The sequence below is a fragment of the Alienimonas californiensis genome, assembly GCF_007743815.1.
In the GTDB taxonomy this organism is placed as follows: domain Bacteria; phylum Planctomycetota; class Planctomycetia; order Planctomycetales; family Planctomycetaceae; genus Alienimonas; species Alienimonas californiensis.
Genome location: NZ_CP036265.1, coordinates 1,502,972 through 1,526,438, shown reverse-complemented (window position 1 = coordinate 1,526,438; position 23,467 = coordinate 1,502,972). Strand labels below are relative to the sequence as shown.

Annotated in this window: 6 protein-coding genes; 2 read left to right on the top strand and 4 right to left on the bottom strand. The window is 75.1% G+C overall.

Features of this window, described 5'->3' with window-relative positions:
- The first annotated feature begins 246 nt into the window (after positions 1–246).
- Complete coding sequence (locus CA12_RS21900) at positions 247–12,030, top strand: hypothetical protein (RefSeq protein WP_165700583.1); 11,784 nt, start codon at positions 247–249, stop codon at positions 12,028–12,030.
- 124 nt (positions 12,031–12,154) lie between these two features.
- Positions 12,155–19,393, top strand: coding sequence for a protein kinase domain-containing protein (locus CA12_RS05825; protein ID WP_145357927.1), 7,239 nt, complete (start codon positions 12,155–12,157; stop codon positions 19,391–19,393).
- A 194-nt stretch (positions 19,394–19,587) separates the two neighbouring features.
- Here the strand turns inward: CA12_RS05825 and CA12_RS21895 are convergent, their stop codons facing one another.
- The 4 genes from CA12_RS21895 to CA12_RS05800 all read right to left on the bottom strand — a co-directional run bounded on the left by CA12_RS21895 (position 19,588) and on the right by CA12_RS05800 (position 23,179).
- Positions 19,588–20,052, bottom strand: coding sequence for a hypothetical protein (locus CA12_RS21895; protein ID WP_165700582.1), 465 nt, complete (start codon positions 20,050–20,052; stop codon positions 19,588–19,590).
- Between the two features lie 337 nt (positions 20,053–20,389).
- Positions 20,390–21,022 carry a methionine biosynthesis protein MetW gene (gene metW / locus CA12_RS05810; RefSeq protein ID WP_145357926.1) on the bottom strand — a complete coding sequence of 211 codons (633 nt, stop codon included), beginning with the start codon at positions 21,020–21,022 and terminating at the stop codon, positions 20,390–20,392.
- A 76-nt stretch (positions 21,023–21,098) separates the two neighbouring features.
- A complete protein-coding gene (locus CA12_RS05805) occupies positions 21,099–22,397 on the bottom strand; it encodes an APC family permease (protein ID WP_145357925.1) in 1,299 nt (432 codons plus the stop codon).
- Positions 22,398–22,474: 77 nt separating this feature from the next.
- Positions 22,475–23,179 (bottom strand): SOS response-associated peptidase, encoded by a 705-nt coding sequence (locus tag CA12_RS05800; protein WP_145357924.1) that lies wholly within the window; start codon positions 23,177–23,179, stop codon positions 22,475–22,477.
- Positions 23,180–23,467 lie beyond the last annotated feature (288 nt).

Sequence of the window (23,467 nt, the reverse complement as noted above, 5' to 3'; positions counted from 1 at the left end):
CCCGAAAGGAACTGAACGGACATCGCGGCAGCCTGTCAGGCAGATCGCCGGGGCGCCGTCTGGGGGGACCTCCGCTTGACAATCTGACGGTTCGGGTTACGGAGAATTTGACCCGCCCCGCTTTGGGGGCGGATAATAGAAGTGCGTCGCCCTCTCCCCCGCCCGCGGCGCCTCCCGGTTCCCGCCCCGCGTTCTGCGTCTCTCCGCCGCCCCCGGAGCGACGCCCTTTTTCACCCCCGGCTTTTCATGGCCCGCCCCCGTTCCGTCGTCGGTCCGGAGACCCCCGCCGGCCGCCCGGCTGGTCCCGTGCGCGGCGCCGACCCGACGGGAACGATCCGCCCGGCCGCCGCGGCACCGCTGATCCCGCGCGCGGTGCGGCTGCGCCTGCAACGGTTGGAGCCGATCCGGGCACTGGACGGCCTGGCGCTGGTCCCCGGCCCGGACGCCGACGCCGCCCCGCCGGACGCCGACCCCCAGGACTTCGCCCAGTTCGACGGCAACGGCGAGTCCGGCGGCGGGCAGGACGCGGGCACGTTCGACGCCGACCCGGCCGCCACGGACGGGGCGGTGCGGATCGACGCCGGCGCCGACGCGGGCGACGGGGTCGCGGACCGCTTCGAAGTCTCCGAGATCGACGGCCGACTGGTCGTCTCCGTCAACGGCCGCGTCGCCTACTCCGGCGACGCCGCCGATTCGCACACGCTGCACTTCGCCGGCTCCGCCGACGCCGATCAGCTGTTCCTCGATCCGAACCTGTTCCAGACGGCCGGCGGCGATCTGAACCTGTCGTTCGACGGCGCCGGCGGGGCGGACTCGATCGAACTGGGCGGCTCCGTCGGCTCCGTCGCCCACCACCTGCTCGGCGGCGGCGCAGGCTCGGCCGACGACGGGACCGATGCGGCGGACGGCCCGACGGCGAACTCGGTCGCGGCGGACGGGTTGAACCTGTCGCACGCCGGCGTGGAGCAGGTCGCCGACCGCTTCGACGCCGCCGCCCGCACCCTGACCGTCGACGGCGCCGCCGAACTGCACGGCACGGGAACCGCAGGCGTGTTCACGGACGGCGTGACCACCGTCACGTTCGCAGCCGACGCGGCCGACCTCGACGTGCAGGCCGACGCCCTGACGATCACCGGCGCCCTGGACCTCGCCGGCGGCGAGGGCGCGTTCCGGGCGACGGATTCGCTGAGCCTCGAAACCGACGCCGCCCTGACCAGCGCCGGCGGCGCCCTCACGCTGGACGGCGGGGCTTCGCTGGTCGTCTCCGGCACGGTGGACGTGTCGAACGCTGAAGGCCGGGGCGGCACGGCGACACTGCTGGGCGGGGAGATCACGCTGACGGACACCGCCGTGGTCGACGCCTCCGGCGCGACCGGCGGGGGCGAGATTCTCGTCGGCGGCGGCGCCCGCGGCGAGAACCCGGCGCTGCCGAACGCGGAGTTCACCACGATCGCCGAGGGCGCCCGCCTGGACGCCAGCGCGACCGTGGCCGGCGACGGCGGCACGGTGATCGTCTGGGCCAACGACACGACCCGCTTCGCCGGTTCGATCAGCGCCCGCGGGGCGGGGGCCGGCGGCGACGGCGGCTTCGCGGAGGTCAGCGGCAAGGCGCACGTCCAGGTCAGCGGCCACGCCGACCTCCGCAGCGCCGGCGGCCCGGACGGGGGCGCCTACGGCACGTTCCTGATCGACCCGGGCAGCGTGGAGGTCGTCGACGGCCCGAACGTCGACGCCGGCCTCGACACCTTCAACGACGCCTGGGTCGCCGCCCAACTGGAGAGCGGCAACCTCACCATCGAGACGGCCAGCGGCACGAACGGCCAGCCGGAGGTGATCACCGTGCAGGCCGGCGTGGTCATCGAGTGGGCGGCCGCCACCGCCTTCACCCTGCTCGCCGGCCGCAGCATCGTGGTCAGCAGCGGCGCCCAGATCGTCGCGACCGGCGACGGCTCGATCAGCCTGCGGGCCAACGAGAACGGGGCCCAGTCCGCCGGGGCGAACTTCGCCGGCGTCGCGATCGACGGCGCCACGCTCCGCACCGAAGGCGCCGGCGGCGTCACGATCGAGGGCACGGGCGGCGATTTGAGCAGCGATAACTCCGGCGTGTCCGTGACGAACGGCGGCGTGGTCGAAGCGACCGGCACGGGGGCCGTCTCCGTGACCGGGACCGGCGGGGACGGGGTCTCCAACAACTTCGGGGTGCGCATTCAGGGGACGAACTCGGCGATTCGTTCCGCCGCCGGGGCGGTGACGGTCGTGGGCTTCGGCGGCGACGGCTTGTTCGGCGCCAACCATGGCGTCCTCGTCACCCTCGGCGGAGCGATCGGCGACGACGGCACGGGAACTTACGCCGGGGCGGTCTCCGTCACCGGGACCGGCGGGGACGGGGTCTCCGACAACCACGGGGTGACCGTCGCGGCGAACTCGGCGATCCGCTCCGCGGGCGGCGGCGTGACGGTCGAGGGGACCGGCGGCGACGGGACGGGCGACGCGAATGACGGCGTGTCCGTCGTCTCCGCCGGGACGATCGAGGACACGGCCGCCGGAGCGGTCTCCATCACCGGCGTCGCGCGGGGCGCCGGCGCCGCGTCCGGCGTCCGGCTCGACTATTTCGGCGCCCCTGGAACGGCCGTCTCCGGCGCCGGCGTGACGATCGACGGCACGGGCGTCGGCGGCGCGGCGGACATCTTCCTCGCCGGCGGCGCCGGGGTCGTCTCTACGACCCTCGCCCCGATCACGCTGGACGGGGCGACGGTGCGGATCGAATCCGCCGCCGAGGTCGGGCTGCGCCTCGGCGACGACTCCGCCGCTCCGCCGCTCGCCGGGACGGACTACAGCCAGGTCGTGCTCACCGGCGCGCTGACGCTCTCCGGCGGGGTGCTGGACCTGACGGAGCTCGGCTCCGCCGCCGCCCTCCAGGGGGACGTGCACGTCCTGATCGACAACGACGGGATCGACGCCCTCGTCGGGGAGTTCAGCAACCTCGCCGACGGGGACATTCTCGCCTTCGGCGCCCAGCGGTTCCAGGCCGACTACCAGGGCGGGGACGGCAACGATCTGACCCTCACGGCGCTGGACGCGGTCCCGGTCACGATCGACGGCACCGCCGACGCCGACGCCTTCTCTGTCGCTCTCGACGGCACGGAGTTGGTCGTCACCCGCTCCACCGACGGCGGGCCGGTCGTGGAGGTCCTCCGCGGCGACGCCGCCGCCCTGACGGCCGGCGGGCTGGTCCTCAACGGCCTGGACGGGAACGACACCCTTACCGTGGACTACGCCGGCGGGTTCTTCACCACCCCCATCGAGTGGAACGGCGGAACCCAGACGGTCGGCGTCGGCGACGACCTCGTGCTGACCGGCGGCGGGGCGTTCGCCTCCGTCGTCCACACGTTCGTCAACGCCAACGACGGCTCGGTCGCGGTCTTCGACGGGGTCGGAACCCATTCGATCCAGTACGTCGGCCTCGAGCCGGTGCTCGACAACCTGAACGTCGCCGACCGGCAGTTCGTCTTCACCGGCGGGGCGGAGACGATCACGCTCTCCGACGACGCCGCGGCCGGCTACATGACGATCGACAGTACGCTGGGCGAGTCGGTCACGTTCCTGAACCCCACCGCCAGCCTGACGATCGACGCCGGGACCGGCGACGACAGCGTGGTGGTCGCCTCCGTGGACGCCGCCTACGCCGCCGCCCTGTCGATCCTCGGCGGGGACGGGGTCGACACGGTTAACCTCGCCGCGAACCTGACCCTCGGGTCGGCGACCTCGACCGGCAACCTGCTGATCGACGTCGAGGCCGTGAGCCTCGACGGGGCGATCACGATCGACACGACCGCCGGCACGGACGCGAACGGCGACGGGGTCTTCCGCAGCGTGACCGTCACCGGCGCCCTCGACGCCGACGACGCCGCGAACGCTCGGGCCCTGACGATCTCCTCCGGCTCCGGGGCCGTCGCCCTCGGCGACGTCGGCGCCATCCAGGCTCTCGGCGCCGTGACGATCAACGACACGGCCGGTTCGGGGGCGATCACCCTCGGCCGCGTCGGCACGAATGCCGCCGTCGGCGCCGACTCGCTGGCGGTCGGCAACAACGCCACCGCCGCGATCAACTTCCTCGGCGCCGACTACGCGACGACCGGTTCGCAGAACTACCTGGCCGCGGCCGGGGCGAACTTCCACATCGACGCGGGCGTCCTGACCACCTTCCGCAACACGGGGACCGCCGGCGCCGACGTCATTCAATTCGACGGATTCTTCGGCAACACGAGCCTCCGTCTCGCCGACGGCAGCGACCTCGTCATCCAGACGGCCGGGGGCGCGGGCGACGCGATTACGGTGAACGGGATCAGCGGCGTGGACGCCGCCGCCGACGAGACCGTCACGCTCTCCGCCGCCCGGTCGAACATCTTCGGCGACGTCCTCAACGTGCGTTCGTTCGCCGTGACGGCCGGCGTCGCGCAGCTCTCCGGCGACATCACGACCAGCAGCCAGACGACGGATAACGGCGTCGCGTTCCAGGGGGTGCTGCTCACCGGGCCCGCACGGACGATCGACGTCTCGGCCGGCAACGGGAACGTCGTCTTCAACAGCGTCGTCCAGGCCTCCGGGGCGACCTCCGCGGATCTGGTGATCGACGCCGGGACCGGGACCGTCACCGCCAACGAGATCGGCAGCGGCGCCACCGCGTTCAACGATGTCACGGTCACCGCCGCGACCTTCCACCTCCGCGACCGGATCGTCACCCGGGCGATCGGCGCCGACGCGGGCGACGTGCAGATCAACGCCGACTTCGTCCTCACCGGCAACGTGACGGTCGACACGACGACCGACGACGGCGCGAACGACGCCGACGGCTCCGTGACCGTCACCGGCTCCGTCACCGACGCCGCCGGCAACCGCTCCCTGACGATCAACGCCGGGACCGCCGCCGTCGCCGTCGAGAGCCTGACGGTCGGCGGCAATCTGACCGTCACCGGAGCCGTCCAGACCTACGGCGGCACGCTGGGCCTCGGCGGAACCGGCACGCTGACCGGGACCGACGCGACCTTCAACGGCCGCGTCGTCGGCTACTCCGCGGGGGCCGAGGCGGACGGCGTCGGCGCCCTGACGGTGACCGCCGGCGGCGCGACGACCTTCAACGACCTCGTCGGCCGCAACGCCGCCAATACCGCCGACGTGCGGCTGGCCAGCCTGACGACCGACGGCGGCGGCACGACCCGGCTCAACGAGGCCGGCGGCGGCAGTTCCGCGACTCCGGCCGTCGCCACGACCGGCACGGTGCAGTTCGACGACGACGTCGTCCTCGGGACCGACCTCGCCATCACCGTCGGCGGGTCGATCCTGTTCGGCGGCACGCTCGAATCGGTCGGCGACGCCGCCGCCGGGATGAGTCTGACGATCGGCGGCGGCGAGACGATCCTGTTCGCCGGCGCCGTCGGGGCCACGAACCGGCTGCGGTTCATTCAGACGAACACGACTGGCACGACTCAGGTCGACACGACCACCGTCCGCACCGCGTTGTTGCAGTCCTATAACAACGCCGTCACGTTCAACGCCGACAATGCGGCGGCCGGGACGACGACGTTCACGGCGACCGACGGCGCCGTGACGTTCGAGAACGCCGTGACCGGGGCGGCGGGCGACTCCCTGATCGTCAACGCCGACGCCGCCGCCTTCAACGGCGGCTCCGTCGACGGCGACCTGACCGTCGCCGCCGACGTCGGCAACGTCGCGTTCGCCTCCGGCACGCTGGCCGTGACCGGGAACGCGACCGTGACCGCCGCCGGGGCGATCCTCGGCGGGACCGACGACGGCGTCGCCGACCTCACCGCCGCCGTGATCGACCTGACCGCGAACGGCGTCGGCTCCGCGGCCACGTCGCTGGACCTGTTCGCCGCGACCGCGCTGAACGTGGACACCTCCACCGCCAACGGCGACATGTTCGTCGACGGCATCGGCGACCTGAACCTCGGCGCCGTCGACGCCGGCACGGGGGACGTCACGCTGACGGCGACCGGAGCGATCGTCGACGCCAACGGCGCCGCCGTGAACGTCACCGCGACCGCCGCCGACCTGCAGGCCGGCGGCAACCTCGGCGGCGGAGACGCGATCGAGCTGCAAGTCGATTCCGTCACGGCCGTCGCCGGGGCCGGCGACCTCAGACTGAGCGATCTCAGCGGCGGGCTGACGGTCACGAACGCCGCCGCGACGGGCGGCGGCTCGCTCAACATCGTCGCGATCGGCGGCGACCTGACGGTCGGTACGGTCGCCGCCCAGTTCAACGCCTTCCTCGGCGCCGGCGACGGGGCAATCGTCGACGGAAACGGGGCCGGCACGCTGAACGTGACCGCGACCTTCCTCGAGGCCACTGCCCAGACGGGCGTCGACCTTGACTTCGCGGGCTCCACGGGCGCGATTCAAACGACGGGGACCGGGAACATCGCCCTCCGCAGCGCCGGTCTCGTGAACGTGCAGAGCGGCGGGATCTCCGCTGCCGACGGCGACGTCTCCCTGCAGGCGAACGCCCTCCGCCTCCAGAGCGGGATCACGGCCGGCGGGGGGGGCACGGCGACTCTGACCGCCACGCAGTACATCGAGAACCTCGGCGGCGGCGTGAAGGTGACCGCCGACGCGGCCGCGCTGATCGCCGGTTCCTTCATCGGCGCCGGCGCCGGCGCCCCGCTGGAACTCGCCGTCGATACGCTGGCCTTCGACGCCGACGGCGCCGTTTACCTCACCGACGTCAGCGGCGGGCTGACGGTCGGGACCGTCGGCGGGCTGACCGCCAGCCGGGCCGGCGGCGGCGGGGCCGTCACCGCGACGGACTTGGCCGGGGACGGCTCGCTGACGGTCGCCCACGCCGTCACCGTCGGCGCCGACTTCGCCCTGACCGCCGGCGACGACGTCGTCTTCGACGGCGGCTCCGTCACCGCGACCGGCGGGACCCTCTCCGTGACCGCCGACGCCGAAGGCTCCGCCGACGGCAACCGCGGTTCGATCAGCCAGACCGGCGCCGGCGTCGTGATCGTCGCCCCGAGGCTGACGCTGTCCGCCTACGACGGCATCGGCGACGACGGCGTGACCGACAACGCCCTGCGGATCGACGTCGGCACGCTCTCCGCGACCAACGCCGGCGCCCACGACGTGCGGCTCGTCGAGTCCGACGACGTCGCCGTCGGCTCGCTCGTGAACGTCGGCCGCCTCGTCACGCTGACCGCCGGCGGGGCGATCACGGACGGCTCCACCATGAGCGAGACCCCCAACATCACGGCGGGCTTCGTGGCCCTGCGGGCCGGGACCGGCATCGGGGCGAACGCCGGAGCCGGGAACGACGACGCCGACCTGGACCTCGCCGACGGGACCGTCGTCGCCGCCCGGGTGACCGGGAACGGGCCGATCCACCTCTCCGCCGACGACGGGAGCCCCGTCACTGAGGAGAGCTTGACGGTCGGCGCCGTCGACGGGCTGACCGGGGTGAGCGTCGCCGGGACCGGCGACATCCGCCTCGCCGCGACCTTCGACCTGACGATCGACGCGGCGGTGAGCGCCGCCGACGGCAGTGTGTTCCTCGCCGCCGACAGCGACGGCGACTGCGACGGCGACCTGCGGATCAACGCCGCCGTGACCGCCGGCGCCGACGGGAGTTACGGTTTCTCTGCGAACAACGTTCTCCTCGCCACGAACGTGACCGCGACCGGCGCCGGCGCGATCGACGTGATCGCCTGCCGCACGATCGTGGTGAACCCCGGCGTGACCGTCTCCGCCGCGGACGGCGACGTGACCCTGCTGGCGAACGACGGCGGGGCGAACGCCGGCAACTTCACCGCCGTCACCCTCGCCGGCGCCGCGATCCGCACCACCGGCACCGGGGCCATCTCCGTCACCGGCACGGGCGCCAGCGACGGCACGACCTCGGGCAACCGCGGCGTGCTCCTGACGGGCGGCGGCGTGATCGCGGCGACCGGCGGCGGGGCGGTCGAGGTGACCGGGACCGGCGGGGCCGGCGTGGACTTCAACTACGGCGTGTTCGTCAGCGGCGCCGGCTCCGCGATCGCCTCGACCGCCGCCGACGGGAACGTGACGGTCACCGGAACCGGCGGGGCCGGCAGCGGTCAGTTGAACGTCGGCGTGCTCTTGGACTTCGACGCCGAAATCCTCGCCGCCGACGTCGCCGCCGTGACCGGCTTCGGCGGCGACGGGGGGACGAACGCGGCCGTCGGGGTCTACGTGCTGCGGGGCGCCGCGATCTCCGGCACGTCCGCGGTCGTCACCGGCACGGGCGGGGACGGCACGGGCGCGCAGAACCGCGGCGTCTCTCTGGCGCTGGGCGGCGTGATCGGCGGCACGACCGGCCCGGTGACCGTCACCGGAACCGGCGGCGCCGGCACGACTCAGAACGACGGCGTCCACCTCTTGCAGGACACGAACGGGGACGGCACCGGCGCCCCGGCCCGGATTCACTCCGCCGGCGGGCCGGTGCTCGTCACGGGCGTCGGCGGCGGCGGGACGGACTCCCACGGCGTCTACGTCGGGCCGAACGCCCTGATCGAGAACACGGCCGCCGGGACCGTCACCGTCCGCGGCGACGTGACCGGCGCGACCTCGACCGACGGCGTGCGGGTCGTCGACGGCGCGATCCGCACCGCCGACGGCGACGTGACGCTCGACGCCGACTTCCTGCTGAACGACAACGGCGACACGACGCCCGACGCCCGCGGCACGCTGAGCGTCCTCGGGACCGGCTCGGTCGTCGCCGGGACCGCCGCCCCGGTCGCCGGCAACGGGAACGTGCGGGTCACCGCCGCGGACCTGAACCTTGGGGCCGCCGCCTCGATCGCCGCCGCCGCCGACGCGATTCTCCTCCACAACTCCACCGCCGGCCGCACCATCGGCCTGGGCGGCGGGGCCGGGGACTTCAACCTGACCGACGCTGAGGCGGACCGCCTGACCGCCGCCGTGCTGGAGATCGGCAACGGCGACGCCGCCTTCAAGGCCGGCGACGTGACGGCGGGCGAACTCACCCTGGGCACGATCGCCGACGCCCTCGTCCTGCGGACCGGCGGATCGGTGATCGAAAGCGGCGCCGACGCCGCCGCGGACCTTTCCGGGGTCGCGAACCTGGCGATCCGGGCCGACGGCCGCGTCGGCGGGGCGACCGACGCCGACGGCGACCGGCTGGAGGTGGACGTCGCCACGCTGGCCGTCAGCGCCTTCGACGGCGCCCCGGTCGGCGGCTCGGTGCGGCTCGCGGACGTCGGCGGGAACCTGACCGTCGGCACGGTCGCCGACAGCGTCGGCGCCCTCACCGCCGGCCTGCGGGCCACGGACGAAGTCGACCTGCTCGTCGCCGGCTCCCTCACCGTGCAGAACACCGCCGGGGCGACGGACCTGGGCGGCGGCGCCCTCGCCGCGATCGCCGGCGGCGGGATCGCCGTCGAGGCCGGCGCCGCGGTCGCCACGACCGGCGGCCACGCCGTGCTGAAGGCGAACGGCGGCGCCCTGATCCTCGCCGCCGGCGCCACGCTGACCACTGACGGCGGCGACGCCGGGTTGGAGGCGTTCGGCGCCCTGACGATGCAGGAGGCCGGGGCGGTCTTCGCCTCGATCTCGACGGTCGACGGGGCCGCCGGCGGGACCGTCGTGCTGCGGTCGCGGACCGGCGACGTGACCCTCACCCAGGTGAGCGCCGGCGCCGGGCGGGTCGGCGTCGAGGCCGGCGGGGCGATCCTCGACGGCCTGACCGGCGACGGCGCCGGGGCGACGAATCTGAGCGGCTCCGCCTTCGCCGCCCTCGCCGGAACCGGCGTGGGCACGGCGTTGAACGCCCTCGACGTCGCCTTCGACACGTTCGCCGCCGAGACGACCGCCGGCGACCTGCGGATCGATAACTTCGGCAGGCCGTTGGGGACCGGCGACGTGATCATCGAGTCCGTCGCCGTGCCGGACGTCGTCGCCGTCGGGCAGACCGTCGTCGGCCTGGCCGCCAACGGCCTGCAGGCCGGCGGGACGGTGCGGGCGGACGCCCCGCTCGGCAACCTGATCGTCAATGCGGACGTGTACGGCGGGGTGCGGGCGGAACTGGGCGCCGGCGAGGGCGTGCGGTTGAACGCCGACGTCGGCAGCCACCCGACGACCGGCAGCGTCGCTGTGCTCGCCCGCGGCGGGGACATCGTCCAGCCCGGCGCCGACCGCATCACCGCCGGCGTCGTCGCCCTGGAGGCGTCCGGCTCCATCGGCGTCGCCAGCTTCGCCAACCCCGGCAACGTCGGGGCGATCAACCTGAACGCCGCCGTCGTCGCCGCCCGGGCCGACGGGAACGGCGTCGGCGTCGCTCAGCGCGGCGGGCAAACGCTGACGATCGGCGCGGCGCTGGGCATGGACGGCGGCGTCGTGGCCGGCGTGACGACCGATTCCGGCACGGCGTCGGTGTTCGCCGTCGGCGGGGTCTTCGTCACCCGGGCCGTCGGCGAGGCCGTCCGCTACGAAATCCGGGGCGGCACGTCCCGCGTGACCCGCGCCGCCCTGGTCGCCGGCGGGGACGTCAACTTCGCCGGCGACGGCCGGCTGACCACTCGCACCGGGCAGGCCGTCGCCCCGCTGCCCGGCACGCTGATCCCCGTCACCGGCAGCCCCCCGGGCACCTTCCGCGTCGGCCAGACCGGCGAGCTGCTCTCGATCGACACCGGCCTCCCGGTCGACTTCGCCGTCGAGGCCGGCACGCGGCGGGGGGGGATCGCGGACCAGAACCTCACCGTCCAACTGATCCTGCCCAACGGCCAGCTCTCCCCGAACCAACTGCCCCCCGGCGCCGGCGGGACTGTCTACAACTTCGGCCCGCAGTCGCTGCCGATCGGGGCGGAACTGATCGACCTGGCGAACCAGGCGGCGGCGAACGGCGGGACGCTCCCCGGGGCGTTCATCGCGAGCTTCGACCCGTCGATCCGGCTCGTCGGCGTCGGGAACCTCGCCACGGCCACGTCCAACCTCACCCGCGCGAACGCCCCGTTGACGTTCGTGTTCGGCGACGTGGTCGCCTCCGATCCGCTGCCGGACCCGGAGCCCGAGCCGGTCGCCCCGCCGGAACTCGCCCCGCCGGTGGTCGCTGCGCCGACGTTCGTCGCCCCGCCGCCCTTCGCCGATCTGGACGAGGCCGCCCCCGCCGCCGGCGCCCCGGCGTCGGACCTGCCGGAGTTGCAGCTCTGGATCTACCAGGATCAGCAGGGCCTGACCGAAGGCCTCGACGAGCCCGGCGCGCCCGCCCTGACCGTGCCGGACCTCGCCTACTACCTCATCGGCGATCCGTTCCGCAGCGCCTACCTGTCCGACCCCTACTTCCAGAACCTCGGGGCGGAAGGGGCGGTGTTCCAGTTCGTAATCGTGCGGCCCGGGCAGGACCCGGAGGTGGAAAGCACCTTCCGCGTCGAAAGCGGCGGCCTGGAACAACCGCTGTTCCGCCGCGGCCCCCTGCCGACCTTCGAGGACGCCGCCCCCACCGCCCCCGTCGGCCCGCCCCCCGCGGTCGTCCCCAGCGACGCCCCCGCCTCGGCCCCCGGCGCCGACGCCGCCCCCGACGCCGCCCCCGAAGCGGCCGAGGGCGCCCCCGGCGAACCCGTCTCCGCGCTCGACGCCCCGCAGACCGAAGCCGGGTTCGATCTGGAGAACCTTGAACTGGACGAGGCCGCCGCGCTGGTCGCGGCGGCGGCCGGGGGCGTGCCGGGGCCCTCCCGGGCCTCCGCCCGCTGGCGCCGCCGGCGGGACGCGGTGGTGCGGGAGATGCTCGCCCGGGACCCGGCCCGGTCGGGCCGGGCCGGGCAGGAACGCGTCGGGCAGGAACGCGACCGGCGTTTGCCGGTCGTGCCGGCGGGGGGCGGGGGGACGGCCCCCGGTTCGGCCGACGCGGACGGGGAGAAACTGGCGAACGGGTCGGCTCCGGGGACACTCGACGCCCCGGCCCCGGGATTCCCCGAGCTAGGGTCCACCGGTCTGGGGCGTTCCGCCCGCCGCGCCCGCCGCCTCGCCGCCGTCCGCTAACGGCTCCGCCCGCCCGCGGACGGTTCCCCCCGACCCGCGGACGGCTCCCGGTTCCGCCGTTCGTTTCGCCGGTCGCCGGTCGTCCCGCCCCTCCGTTCGCGCTCCTTCGCCCCGCCCCCCGCTGATGGCCGCCCGCGACTCCGCCGACGCCCCCACCCCCGTCCCCGGCGGCGCCGGCGCGTCCGGCTCCCCGGCGCCCGGGTCCCCAGCGAACGGACCGATTGGCGGGCCGATCGGCAAGCGGCCGATGGTGCCGGGGAAGGGACCGGGCGCGGGCCTGGGGTCCGGGGGGCCGCGGATTCTGGGGTCGTTCCTCGATCCGTCGAAGCTGAACCCCGCTGGCCTCGTCGCCCGCGGCGCCGACGCCGAGACGGTCGCCCCGGAGGACCTCGCGGATTCGATCTCCGCCACGATCTCCGCCCGCCTCGACGCCGACGCCGACGACGGGCTGACGGACGACGGGCTGTTGGACGACGGGCTGTTGGACGACGGGCTGTTGGACGACGGGGATTCGTTCGACGTGGAGGGCGGCAGCGTTCTGGACGACTTCGACGACGATCTGCCCGAGGACGTCAGCCTCGGCGACGAAGACGCCACGTTCCTCAGCGATCCCCCGCCGGAACTGGACGGCTCCACGCCGCCCCCCCAGACGCCGCCCGCCAAGCCGCCGCGCGGCCAGCGGCCGCCGGTTCCCGAGACGCCCAGCGGCACCCTCATCGGCGGGACCCCGGACACGCCCAGCGGCACCCTCATCGGCGAACAGCCGGACTCGCCCAGCCGGACGTTGATCGGCGGCGACACCACGGCCGGAACCGCGGGCGGCGGAACCGCGGGCGGGAATGCCGACGGGCCGGTCGGCAACTTCGCCGACGACGACTCCCTCGCCGGAGCCTCCTCCCAGAACGGGGCGTCGTCCCTCACCCAGGCCGGCGACGCCGCGGACGTGCCGACCGGGCAGATGGCCGGCGCGGCCGGCGACGCCGCCGATGTGCCCACCGGCGAGATGGGCCCCGTCGGGGCGACGATGGCCGGCGGCGACACCGCCGACGGCACCGGCCCCGGCGGCAGCAGTTCGGGCGGCCCCGACGGCTCCGGCCCCGGCGGCTCGGGCCCCGGCGGCACCAGCAAGGGCGGCAGCAGCAAGGGCGGGGGCACCGCCGAGGGCGGCAGCGGCCGGACGGCGGGGGGCACGGGGCTGTCGGTGGCAGGCGACTCAGCCGGCGGCTCCGCGGGCGGTTCCGCGGGGGCCTCCGCCGGCGCCTCGCTGACCGGGGGCGCCGCGCACGTCAGCGAGACCGTCCCCACCCGGCAGATCGCCCGGGACCCGGCCTCCGCCGACCCCCGCAGCGACTACGCCGTGCTCGCGGCGCTGGGCGAAGGCGGGATGGGCGTCGTCAGCCGGGCGGAGCAGCGCTCGCTGGGCCGCGACGTCGCCCTCAAGCAGGTGAAGGGCCGCGTCAGCGCCCGCCAGAAGGCCCGCCTCGCCACCGAGGCGGTCGTCACCGGCGAGCTGGAGCACCCGAACATCGTCCCGGTTTACGACCTCGGCCGGGACGCCGGCGGGGACCTGTTCTACGCGATGAAGGTCATCGGCGGGCGGGGCTGGCACAAAACGCTCAAGCTCGCCCCCGGCGAGGAGGGCGCCCTCAGCGAAGAGGAACACCTCGACGTCTGGCTGAAGGTCGCCGACGCCGTCGCCTTCGCCCACCACCGCGGGGTCATCAACTACGACCTCAAGCCGGAGAACGTGCAGCTCGACGGCTTCGGGCAGGTGCTCGTGCTGGACTGGGGCCTGGCCCACGTCACCGACCGCTTCGCCAGCCCGGGGCGGGTCGCGGACAACCAGCGGGGCGGCGGCTCCCCGGCTTACATGGCGCCGGAGCAGGGCCACAACCAGCTCGCCAGCATGCGGCTGATCGACGAGCCGGACATCCCCGTCACCGCCGCGGTCGACGTTTATCTGCTGGGGGCGATGCTCTGGGAGATCGCCACCGGCCAGCGCCCGCACACCGGCGACGACCGCGTCGCCGCCCAGATCGCCAAGCGGGCCGGCCGCTCCGAGCCGGTGCGGCTGGACAAAACGCTGGCCTGCTGCGTGGCCGCCCGGGAGAACGTCCTCACCCCGACCGACCGGGACGACGAACTGATCGCCGTCGCCCGCAAGGCGATGGCGACCGACCCCGCCGACCGCTACGAATCGGTCGAGGCGTTGCAGGACGCCGTGCGGGACTACCGCGCCCACGGGCAGAGCCGCCGCCTGACGGCCCGCGGGTCGGAGCTGGTCGCCGCCGGGGAGCTGGCCCGCGGGGCCGCCGCCTTCGACGACGCCGTCGCCCTCTGGCCGGCGAACGCGGAGGCGAAGACCCTCGCCACGGATACCCAGCACAAGCTGGACCGCCGCAAACGGGCCACGCGGACGCTGGCGATTTCGTTGGCGCTGGTCACGCTGATCGGGCTGACGACGGTCTCCTACCTGTACGCGGACGCGGTCGAACAGACGCGCGTGGCGAACGTGGAGCGGGCGAAGGCGGAGGAGGCCCACCGGGATCTGATCGCCGCCCAGGACGTGATCGTCCAGGAGAAAAACGCGGCGATCGCCGCCCACAAGCAGGCGTTGGCGGCCGAGGCGCTGGCCCGGACGGAGCAGATCCGAGCGGAGAAGGCCGCCGAGGAGGCCCGCAAAAGCGCGGAGGCCGAGCGCCTCGCCGCCATCGCCGAACGCGAGGCGAAGGTCGCCGCGGAGGAGGCGACCAAAAAAGCCCTCGCCGCCGCCGAGGCCGAAAAGAAGGCGACCATGGCCGCGGAGAAGGCCCGTCTGGACGAGGCGAAGGCCAAGGAGCAGGCGATCGCCGCCGCCGACGCCGCCAGGAAGAGCGCGATGGCGGAGAAGGAGGCCAAGGAACTGGCCCTGATGGAGCAGAAGAAGGCCGTCGCCGCCGCCGCCGCGGAGAAAGAAGCGAAGGAACTCGCCGTCGCCCAGGAGAAGAAGGCGATCGCCGCCGCCATGGCCGCGGAGAAGAGCGCCGCGGCGGAGAAGGCGGCCAAGCTGGTCGCCGTCGCGGAGCAGAAGCGGGCCGAAGAGGCCGCCGAGGCCGCCCGACTGGCCGCCGAGGCCGAACGGCAGGCGAAGCTGGCGGCGATCGCGGCCCGGCGGGTCTCGGAGCACCGCAGTTTCGTCTCGCTGGTGCGGGCCGCCGACGACCGCCGCCGCGACGACCTCGGCGGAGCCCGTGACGCCCTGGAAACGCTCGACCGCACCGCGCCGGCTGCCGCCCCGGCCGCCGCCGAGGGTGCCGTGCCCGTCGCCACCGGCGGTTCGCCGGCGCCCGCCGAGCCGGAGGGCTTCGAAGTCCGTTATCTCCGGGCCGAACTGGCCCGCTCCCGGGACGCCGTCGCCGCCGCCGCGGGGGCTGCGGGGGAAGACGACGCGGTCGGCCCGGCGCCGGACCTCACCGGCGTCGCCGCCCTGCCGACCTCCGGCCGGGCCTCCCGCTTCGCGATCGCCGGGGCGGACGGCGTGATTCGGGTCGAACCCGCCGAGCCCGGCGGCGCCCCGATTCTGCTCCGCGACCCGCAACTGATCCGCCTCCGCGGGCTGGCGCTGGGCGAGACGCCGGACGGCCCGCTCCTCGCCGCCGTCGGCGACGGCCGGCGGGGCGAACCGCTCTCCGTCGCCCTCTGGGCGTTGGGGGACATCGCTGAACAGAACGCCGAGGAGCAACAGGCCCCGCTCGAACCGACGCGGCGGCTGGGGGCGTTGCGGCCGGGGTCGGCGCTGGCCGGCGTCCGCGTCGGCCGCGGGCCGGACGGGCCGCTGGTGCTGGCCTGGGGCGAGGAAGCGGCCGGCGGCGAGGGCCTCGAACGCAACCGCCCGCACGGCGCCCTGTTCGCCTGGAACCCGACCGCCGGGGCGCCCGAGCCGGCGTTGCGCATCGGTCTGAGCGGCGACGAACGCCCGCTGGACGCGGACCTCTCCGCCGACGGCGCCCGCCTGGCCGCGGTCGTCGGCTCCGGCGCCGGCGTCGTGCGGCTGTGGAACCTGACGAACGACAGCGAAAACGGCGGCGCCGTCGCGGCCGAGAACGCCGGGGCCTTCCGCGGGCACACGACCTTCCGCAGCGGTTCGACGGCCGGCGCCCTCACCGACGGCGCCACCTGCGTGCGGTTCGCCCCCGACGGCCCCTGGGGCGCCGGCCGGGTGGTCAGCGGCGGCGCTGAGGGGCGGGTCCTCCTCTGGAACGCCGCGGACGTCCGCCGCGAAACCGGCCTCCCCCCCCGCGACCTCCGCGGTCGCCCGGGAGCGCCGCCGCGCTCCCCGCGGGAGATCGAGACGCTCGCCGTCTGGGCGCATCACGACGGCGACCGCGGCCTGCCGGTGCGGGCGCTGGACGTGTTGAAGGCCCCGGACCCGACCGCCGCGGAGGGCGGCGTGGCCCTGCTGGTCGCCAGCGCCGGCGACGACGCCCGCGTGCGGCTGTGGCGGACCGACGGCTCCGTCGTCGGCGACGGGTCGAACGGGAACGGGGGCGGGAACGCCGCGAGTCGGGCCGCCGCCAGCCGGGCCGCCGCGGGCGTCGCCGGGCTGTTCACCCCGCTGGTCTGGGACGAATCGAACGCCACGGACCCCGCCGGCCGGTTGGCCCGGCAGTCGCCGGCGACGCTGGACTTCGCCCTCCCGCCCTCCGCGGTGGCGCTGACCGCGATCCCCGGCGGGTACGCCCTGCTGGCCGTCGGTCCCGGCGGGGAGGCCGACCGGCTGACGGACGTGACCCTCGCCCCCGTGGCCGTCGCCGCGGACGACTCCGCCGGCGGCGCGGGGTCCGGCGCCGGGGCCGGCGCCCGCGGGGCGCTGCTGGACCTCAAACAGCCGATCACCGCCCTCCGCACCGCCCCCGGCCGCCCGGGCGCGGTGGCGGCGGCGAGCGCCGGCGGGGCGATTCGCGTCGTGACCGGCGCCGGCCGCGTCGGCCGCTACGAGGAAGGCACGTTGCAATCCTCCCGCGACACCTACGCCGCCCTCAGCGCCGCCGGGCTGGGCCGGGGCGGCGTCGGGGCCGGCTCCGGCCGGCGCCTGGCGGCGACGACCTCCGCCGGCGCCGTGCTGCTGTGGGACGTGCCCCGCCGCGGACTGGTGCGCCGCTTCGCCCCGGCCCGGGAACTGGTGACCGCCAGCCGCCGGGCCCCGCTGCCGGCCGTCGCCGCCGCGGTGGCCGAGGTCGACGCCGACCTCGCCGCCCAGATGACCGACGAACTGGGCGAATCGATTCAGGCCGGCTCCGTGGTGCTGGCCTACGCCGCCGGCGACCGCACCGTGGCGGTGCTGCACTGGCCGCAGGACGGCCCGCCGGCGCCGATCCGCCGCATCCGCCTCGACGCCGCCCCCACGGCGCTGGGCTTCACCGGGGACGTCTCGGCGCTGGTGATCGGTAGCGAGGACGGCCGCCTCTGGGCCGCCGACCCCTTCCTCCTCGAAGACGCCCAGGACGTTCCCCCGCAGGAACGCCCCAGGAACCCGACCGGCCCCGCCCGGCTGCTGGGCGACACCGGCGAGCGGCAGGTCCCCCCGCTGGTCGTGAAACCGCTGCCCGGCGCCGCAGCGCTGGTCGGCAACAAACGGCTGTTCCAGATCGACCTAACCGGCCTGGACCTCGCCGCCCTCCCCACCGGCGAAGCGGCCGGCGATGAGAAGGGCGGGGCGAAGAACGCCGAGCCGGCCCCGCTGGCGATCGGGCTGCGGTACGGCGTGGAGAACCCGATCGTCACCCAGACGGCCGTCTGGCCGGCCGGGGCGTTCGGGGCCGCGGCGGGCTTCGCGGTGGTGGAGCAGACCGGCAAGGACACGCGGGACCTGGTGATCTTCCGGGCCGATCAGCCCAACCCGTTGGCCCGGTTGCCGCTGGGCTCCCGGGCGTTCGCCGTCGCCGCCGCCCCGAACGCCCTGCGACCGCGACTGGCCGTGACGGTGGGAACCGGGACGGACGCCGTCGTGCGGGTGCTGGAAGTCGACGCGAACGGCACGCCGCGGTCGCTCGCCTCGCTGCCGGCGCAGGTCGCGGGCGGGGCGGTGTCGGCGGCGGCGTTCAGCGCCGACGGCGGCGTGCTGCTGCTCTCCACCCCCGCCGGCGTGGCGATCTGGGACCCGACCAAGGACGCCCCGGAGGACGGCCGCCTGGGCGGCGGGGCCGGCGAGACGACCCTCGCCTTCGACCCCGCCGGCGACTTCCTGCTGGCCGGCGACGCCAGCGGCGCGTTCCAACTGCTCGCCGCCGAACCGGACCGCTCCGGCGGCGAGGGGGCGAGCGGCGACCTGCCGGCGCTGCTCAAACGCTCCGTCCCCGCCGTGGGGACCGACGCGGACGGCAACCCGCAGGACGCCCACGCCGTCGCCCGGCCGGCGATCACGGCGGTGGCGATCGGCGGAACGGCGGCCGACCCGCCGGAGGCCGTTCGCACCCTGCTGGTCGCCGCCGGCCGGCGGGCCTGGCTCTACGAGTACGACCCCACCGCCGACGCCCTCGTCCCCGCGGCCGGCGAAGCGCCGGCCGACGGGGCCGCCGGCCAACAGGCCGGCGCCGCCCTCACCGCCCCGCGGGGCCTGGGCGGCGAGTTGGCGGCCCACGCGGCGCCGATCACCGCGGCGGCGTTCGTCCCCGGGCCGGAGGGGCAGCGTTGGGCCCTCACCGCCGACGCCGACGGCGCCGTGCGGCTGTGGGACGTGAACGCCCCCGACCGGGCGCTGGCGGAGGCGGTCGCGGAGATCGGCGGGGCGGGCGTCGGCGTGAACGACCTCGCCGTGCCCGCCGTCGGCCTGCTGACGACGCTCTCCGACGACGGCGCCGCCTTGGAGAACCCCGCCCCGACCGACCGTCGGTTGGTCGTCGCCGCCGCGACGGACGCCGGCCCCTTCGTCTGGGTCTTCGCCCCGCCGGGCGCTGAGGGGGACAACGCCGAGGGCGGGAAGAACGGCACCTGGACCTCGCTGCGGGTGGCTCTCCGCGGCCGCGGCGGAGCGGCCCGCGGGGTCGCCTTCGCCCCGGATCGGCCGGACCGGCTGATCTCCGCGGGGGCGGACGGGGCGGCTCAGATCTGGGACTGGAACGGCTCGGCGGTGGGCTGGGACCCGATCCCGGGTCCGGAGATCGCCGACGCCGGCTGGGAGGTCTCCGAGAGCCTGCTCGCGCTGGACCGCCCGTCCTCCGGGAACGTGGCGTCTCGGAACGGGGGCGACGGCCACGAGGGCGGCCTGACCGCGGTGGCGATCGCCCCGGACGGCTCCGCCGTGCTAACCGGCGGCGAGGACGGCCGCGTGCTGAAGTGGACCGCCCCCCCCGCCCCCGGCGCCCGCGTCGCCACCGGGCGGTGAGGACGACGCCCTACCCCCCTCGCCCCCTTTTGGGGGAGAGGGGCCGGGGGTGAGGGGGCAGTGACTCCCGCCTGCCGTTAGCGGCCCGCCAGCTCATCCGTTAGCCGACGTCTCACCGCAAAGAGCGGAAGCGTGCGAACCGCGCCTCACCCTCACCCCCGGCCCCTCTCCCATAAGGGAGAGCGGGGAACGCGTCACGGCCGGCGGTCGCGTTCCAGGGCGTCGAGGCGGGCGTTGGCGGCGGGGTGGCCGCCGACGGCGTGGGTCCGCATCTCCCCGGCCAATGTGTGCACCTCGCCCCGCACGTCCTGCAACGCGGCGGCGTGATCGGCGGCCCGGTCGTGGGCCTCGGTCCGAATGCGGGCCGCCTCCGCCTTCAGCGGGTCCAGCGCCAAGGCCCCCAGCCCGGCCAGCACGGTCGCGGCGAGCCCCCCGGCCGTCAGCACCGCCGGCCAGTCGGTGCGGCCCAGACGCCGCACCTCGCTCCCCAGCGAGCGGACCTCCGCCCCCAGCCCCCGCACCTCCCCCCGCAGCGCCGCCACCTCCGCCAGCAACGGCCCCGACCCGACCGGCGACTGACGGACGAACGCCGGCGGGCCGGCGGGCGGGTCCGGGGAGGACGGATTGGAAAACGACTCGGACAACGACGGGGCGGCCATGGCAGCGGGGCTCAGTGGGTGTTCGTGTGAACAGTGAAGAGCCCGGATCGTCCCACGCCGCGGCGGGGCCTCAAGAGCGGTTCGCCCGCTGTGCGGAGGACGGGGGGAAATGTTTGAGAACGGGCCGCGGGGCGTTTTGGGCGGCCCTGGAGGGTTCCCGGTCGGCTCCGCGGTTTCGAGCGATTGCTTGCGGCTTCGCGGGGCCGGAAAGCGTTCGTCACCCGCGAAACCGCAAGCGGCGGGCGCCTCACCGCAGAGAGCGGGGGCGTGCGAACCGTGCGCTTACCCTCACCCCCGGCCCCTCTCCCTCAAGGGAGAGGGGGGAACGGGAGCCGCGTCACCGCTCCGCCCCGCCGCGTTCCAGCACGAACAGCACGCTGTCGGCCCGCAGGTTCGGCCAGACGAGCCGGTCGGCGGCCCGGCCGGCCCGGATGGGTTGCTCGGCGGCGATCGTCACGCCGAGGTCGTCGGCCAAATCGCGCATGTCCCGCAGCGTCATCACGTGGAGATTCGGCGTGTCGTACCAGGCGTGCGGCAGGGCGTTGGTGACGGGGGCCCGGCCGCCGAACAGCAACTGGGCCCGCACCCGCCAGTGACCGAAGTTCGGCACCACGATCACCGCCCGCGGGGCGATCCGCAGCATCTCCTGCAGCACCCGGTGCGGCTGCTTGACCTGCTGGAGCGTCTGGGAGAGCACCGCCACGTCGAACCCGCCGTCCGGCAGGTCCGGCAGGCCGTCGTCCAGGTCCAGCCGCAACACCGGCACCCGACGGCCGACGGCCTCGGTGAAGGCGTCTTCGTTCAGTTCCACGCCGACCACCCGGCAACCGGCGCCGTCGCGGAGGTTCGCCAGCAATCGCCCGTCCCCGCAACCGAGGTCCAGCACCCGACTGCCAGGCGCGATCTGCTGCGAGATCAGCCGGTCCGTCAGTTCGACGGCGGGATCCGGCGGGGCGAACCGGCGACGCATTGCGAGGGCGGAAGGGGGAGGGCGGAAGGGGGAAGGTGCGAGGCGGGGGAGCGACCGCCCCGGTTCGCCGTCGCCGTTAGGCGGCGCGTCCGGGCGACGTTCGCCCTCTCATCATCGCCCGCCAGGCGACGCCCGCCAGCAACCAGCCGCCCACGATCGCCGCGGCGACCGGCGTGACGAACCACGCCAGACTCGCACACCCGACCAGCCCGACCCACGCGATCGCCCGCGGATAGCGGCGCTGCTCGGCCGGCAGCCGCAGCGCGGCGGCGTTCGTCAGGCCGTAGTACAGCAGCACGGCACAGGCGGAGACGCTCCAGGCCAGTTTCACGCTCCCGCACGCCGCCCCCGCCGCGACGGCCAACCCCACCGCCCACACGGCCCTGCGGGGAGAATCGTTCGACACGGCGGCGAACCACGGCGGCATCTCCCCCCGCCGAGCCATCGCCAACAGCACCCGGGACAGGCCGAGGAGGAGATTGAGCAGCGACCCGCCGAGGGCCGCAAACGCCCCGGCGGTGACGAGGGCGGGGCCCAGGGCGCCGTCTTCCGGGGCGACCCGCCGGACCAGTTCTGCGAGGGGACCGCCCACCGCCGGCGCCGAGCCGAGCGGCACGAGCTGAAGCAGATGGTCCGTTCCCCACGCGACCAGCACGTACAGCACGGCCGTCACCCCGATCGTGATCATCACGGCCTTCGGGATGCTGCGGGTCGGGTCTTTCACCTCCTCGCCCAGCGTCGCCAGCCGGCCATACCCGGCGAAAGCGACGAACATCAACGCGGCGGCCTCGAGAAAGCCGCGGAGCGTCGGGCGAACCTGTAACAGGTCGGAGGGCGCCGTCGATCGGCCCCGTGACGCTTCCAGCAGAAAGTACAACAGCCCCGTCGCCGCGACGGTCACCAACGCCGCGTTCCCCCAGTTCGACCGCCGCAGCCCGCCCGCGACGAACGCCGTCATCGCCAGGACGAACAGGGCGGCGCCCGTTCCGACCCACCAGTCGCCCGCCCCCGGCACGAACGCCAGCAGGTAGCCGACAAGCCCCACCGCGGCGGTCGCGGCGCTGGCCCCCTTCGCCCCGAGGAACAGCCAGCCGGCGAGAAACCCCGGCCAGCCGCGGTAACCCAGCAGGCGGTGGCCGTACTCGTAGGTGCCGCCGCTGACCGGGTGGGCCGCGGCGAGTTGGGCGCTGCTCAGGGCGTTGCAGAGCGCCAGCGCCGCCGCGGCGAGCGTCGCCGGCACCACCGCCGGCCCGGCGACGTCGGCGGCCAGCGCCACCCCGACGAACACCCCGGTCCCCAGCATCGAGCCGAGCCCCAACAGCACCGCCCCCGGCACGCCGACGGTGCGGGACAGTCGGGGAGCTTCAATGCTCAAGAAATCAAGAACCAAAAAGGGACGGCAAGCGGGGCGAACTCAATTTGGTTCTTGATTTCTTGGTCTTGGAGCTTCCCCTACGCCGCCTCAATCAGCTCCGGCCCGTCGTGCGCCGGGCTGTTCACCGCGGTCGACACGGGCCGCGCCTGCAATGCCTCGCCGCCGCGGGCTTGGGCTTCGCGGAGCAGCTTGGCTACGCCGTTGGGGTCGGTCAGGTCCGGGTCGAGCCAGGCGGCGTAGAGGTCCGGCGGGACGATCAGCGGGCTGCGACCGTGCACCGGGGCGACGGCGGGGTAGGCCTCGCCGGTGAGCAGGGTGAAGGTCTCGACGGGCTCGGCGCCGCCCTTCTCCCAGCGTTCCCACAGGCCGGCGAAGCCGAAGGGGGCGTCGCTGTCGGGGGAGAAGTAGTGCGGCACCTTGGCGGAGCCGTCCTCCGGCTTCGACCATTCGTAGAAGCCGCTGGCCGGGACGAGGCAGCGGCGCTGGGCGTAGGCGCTGCGGAAGCTGGGCTTGGTCGCGGCGGTCTCGCTGCGGGCGTTGATCAGCCGGCTGCCGATCGACTTGTCCTTCGCCCAACTGGGGATCAGCCCCCAGCGGAGGACGTCGCAGGTGCGCTCGTCGTGTTCTCCGGCGACCCGCACCACCGGGACCGGCTGGGTGGGGGCGACGTTGTAGCGCGCCTCCCAGTCCGCCAGCGGGGGCGCGCCGGCCAGTTCCGGGGGGAGGTCGAACTGCCGGACGATCTCCGCCGGCGGGTTGAGTAAAACGAATCGTCCGCACATGGCGGGAGTGTAGCGGCGTCGGAACGCGGAGGCCCGGCCGGCCACGGTTCTCCCCTCTCCCCCTTTTGGGGGAGAGGGGTCGGGGGTGAGGGGGGAGCGACGCCCGAGTGCCGTTCACCGTCCGCCTGCTCGCCCGTCGACCGGTTCGTCACTGCGGAGACCGGGTGCGTGTGAACCGTGCGTCACCCTCACCCCCGGCCCCTCTCCCTCAAGGGAGAGGGGGGAAAGAGCGTCGGGTCGCCGTCCGGTTCAGTCGCGGGCGGCGTTGTGTTTGCGTCGTCACGTCGG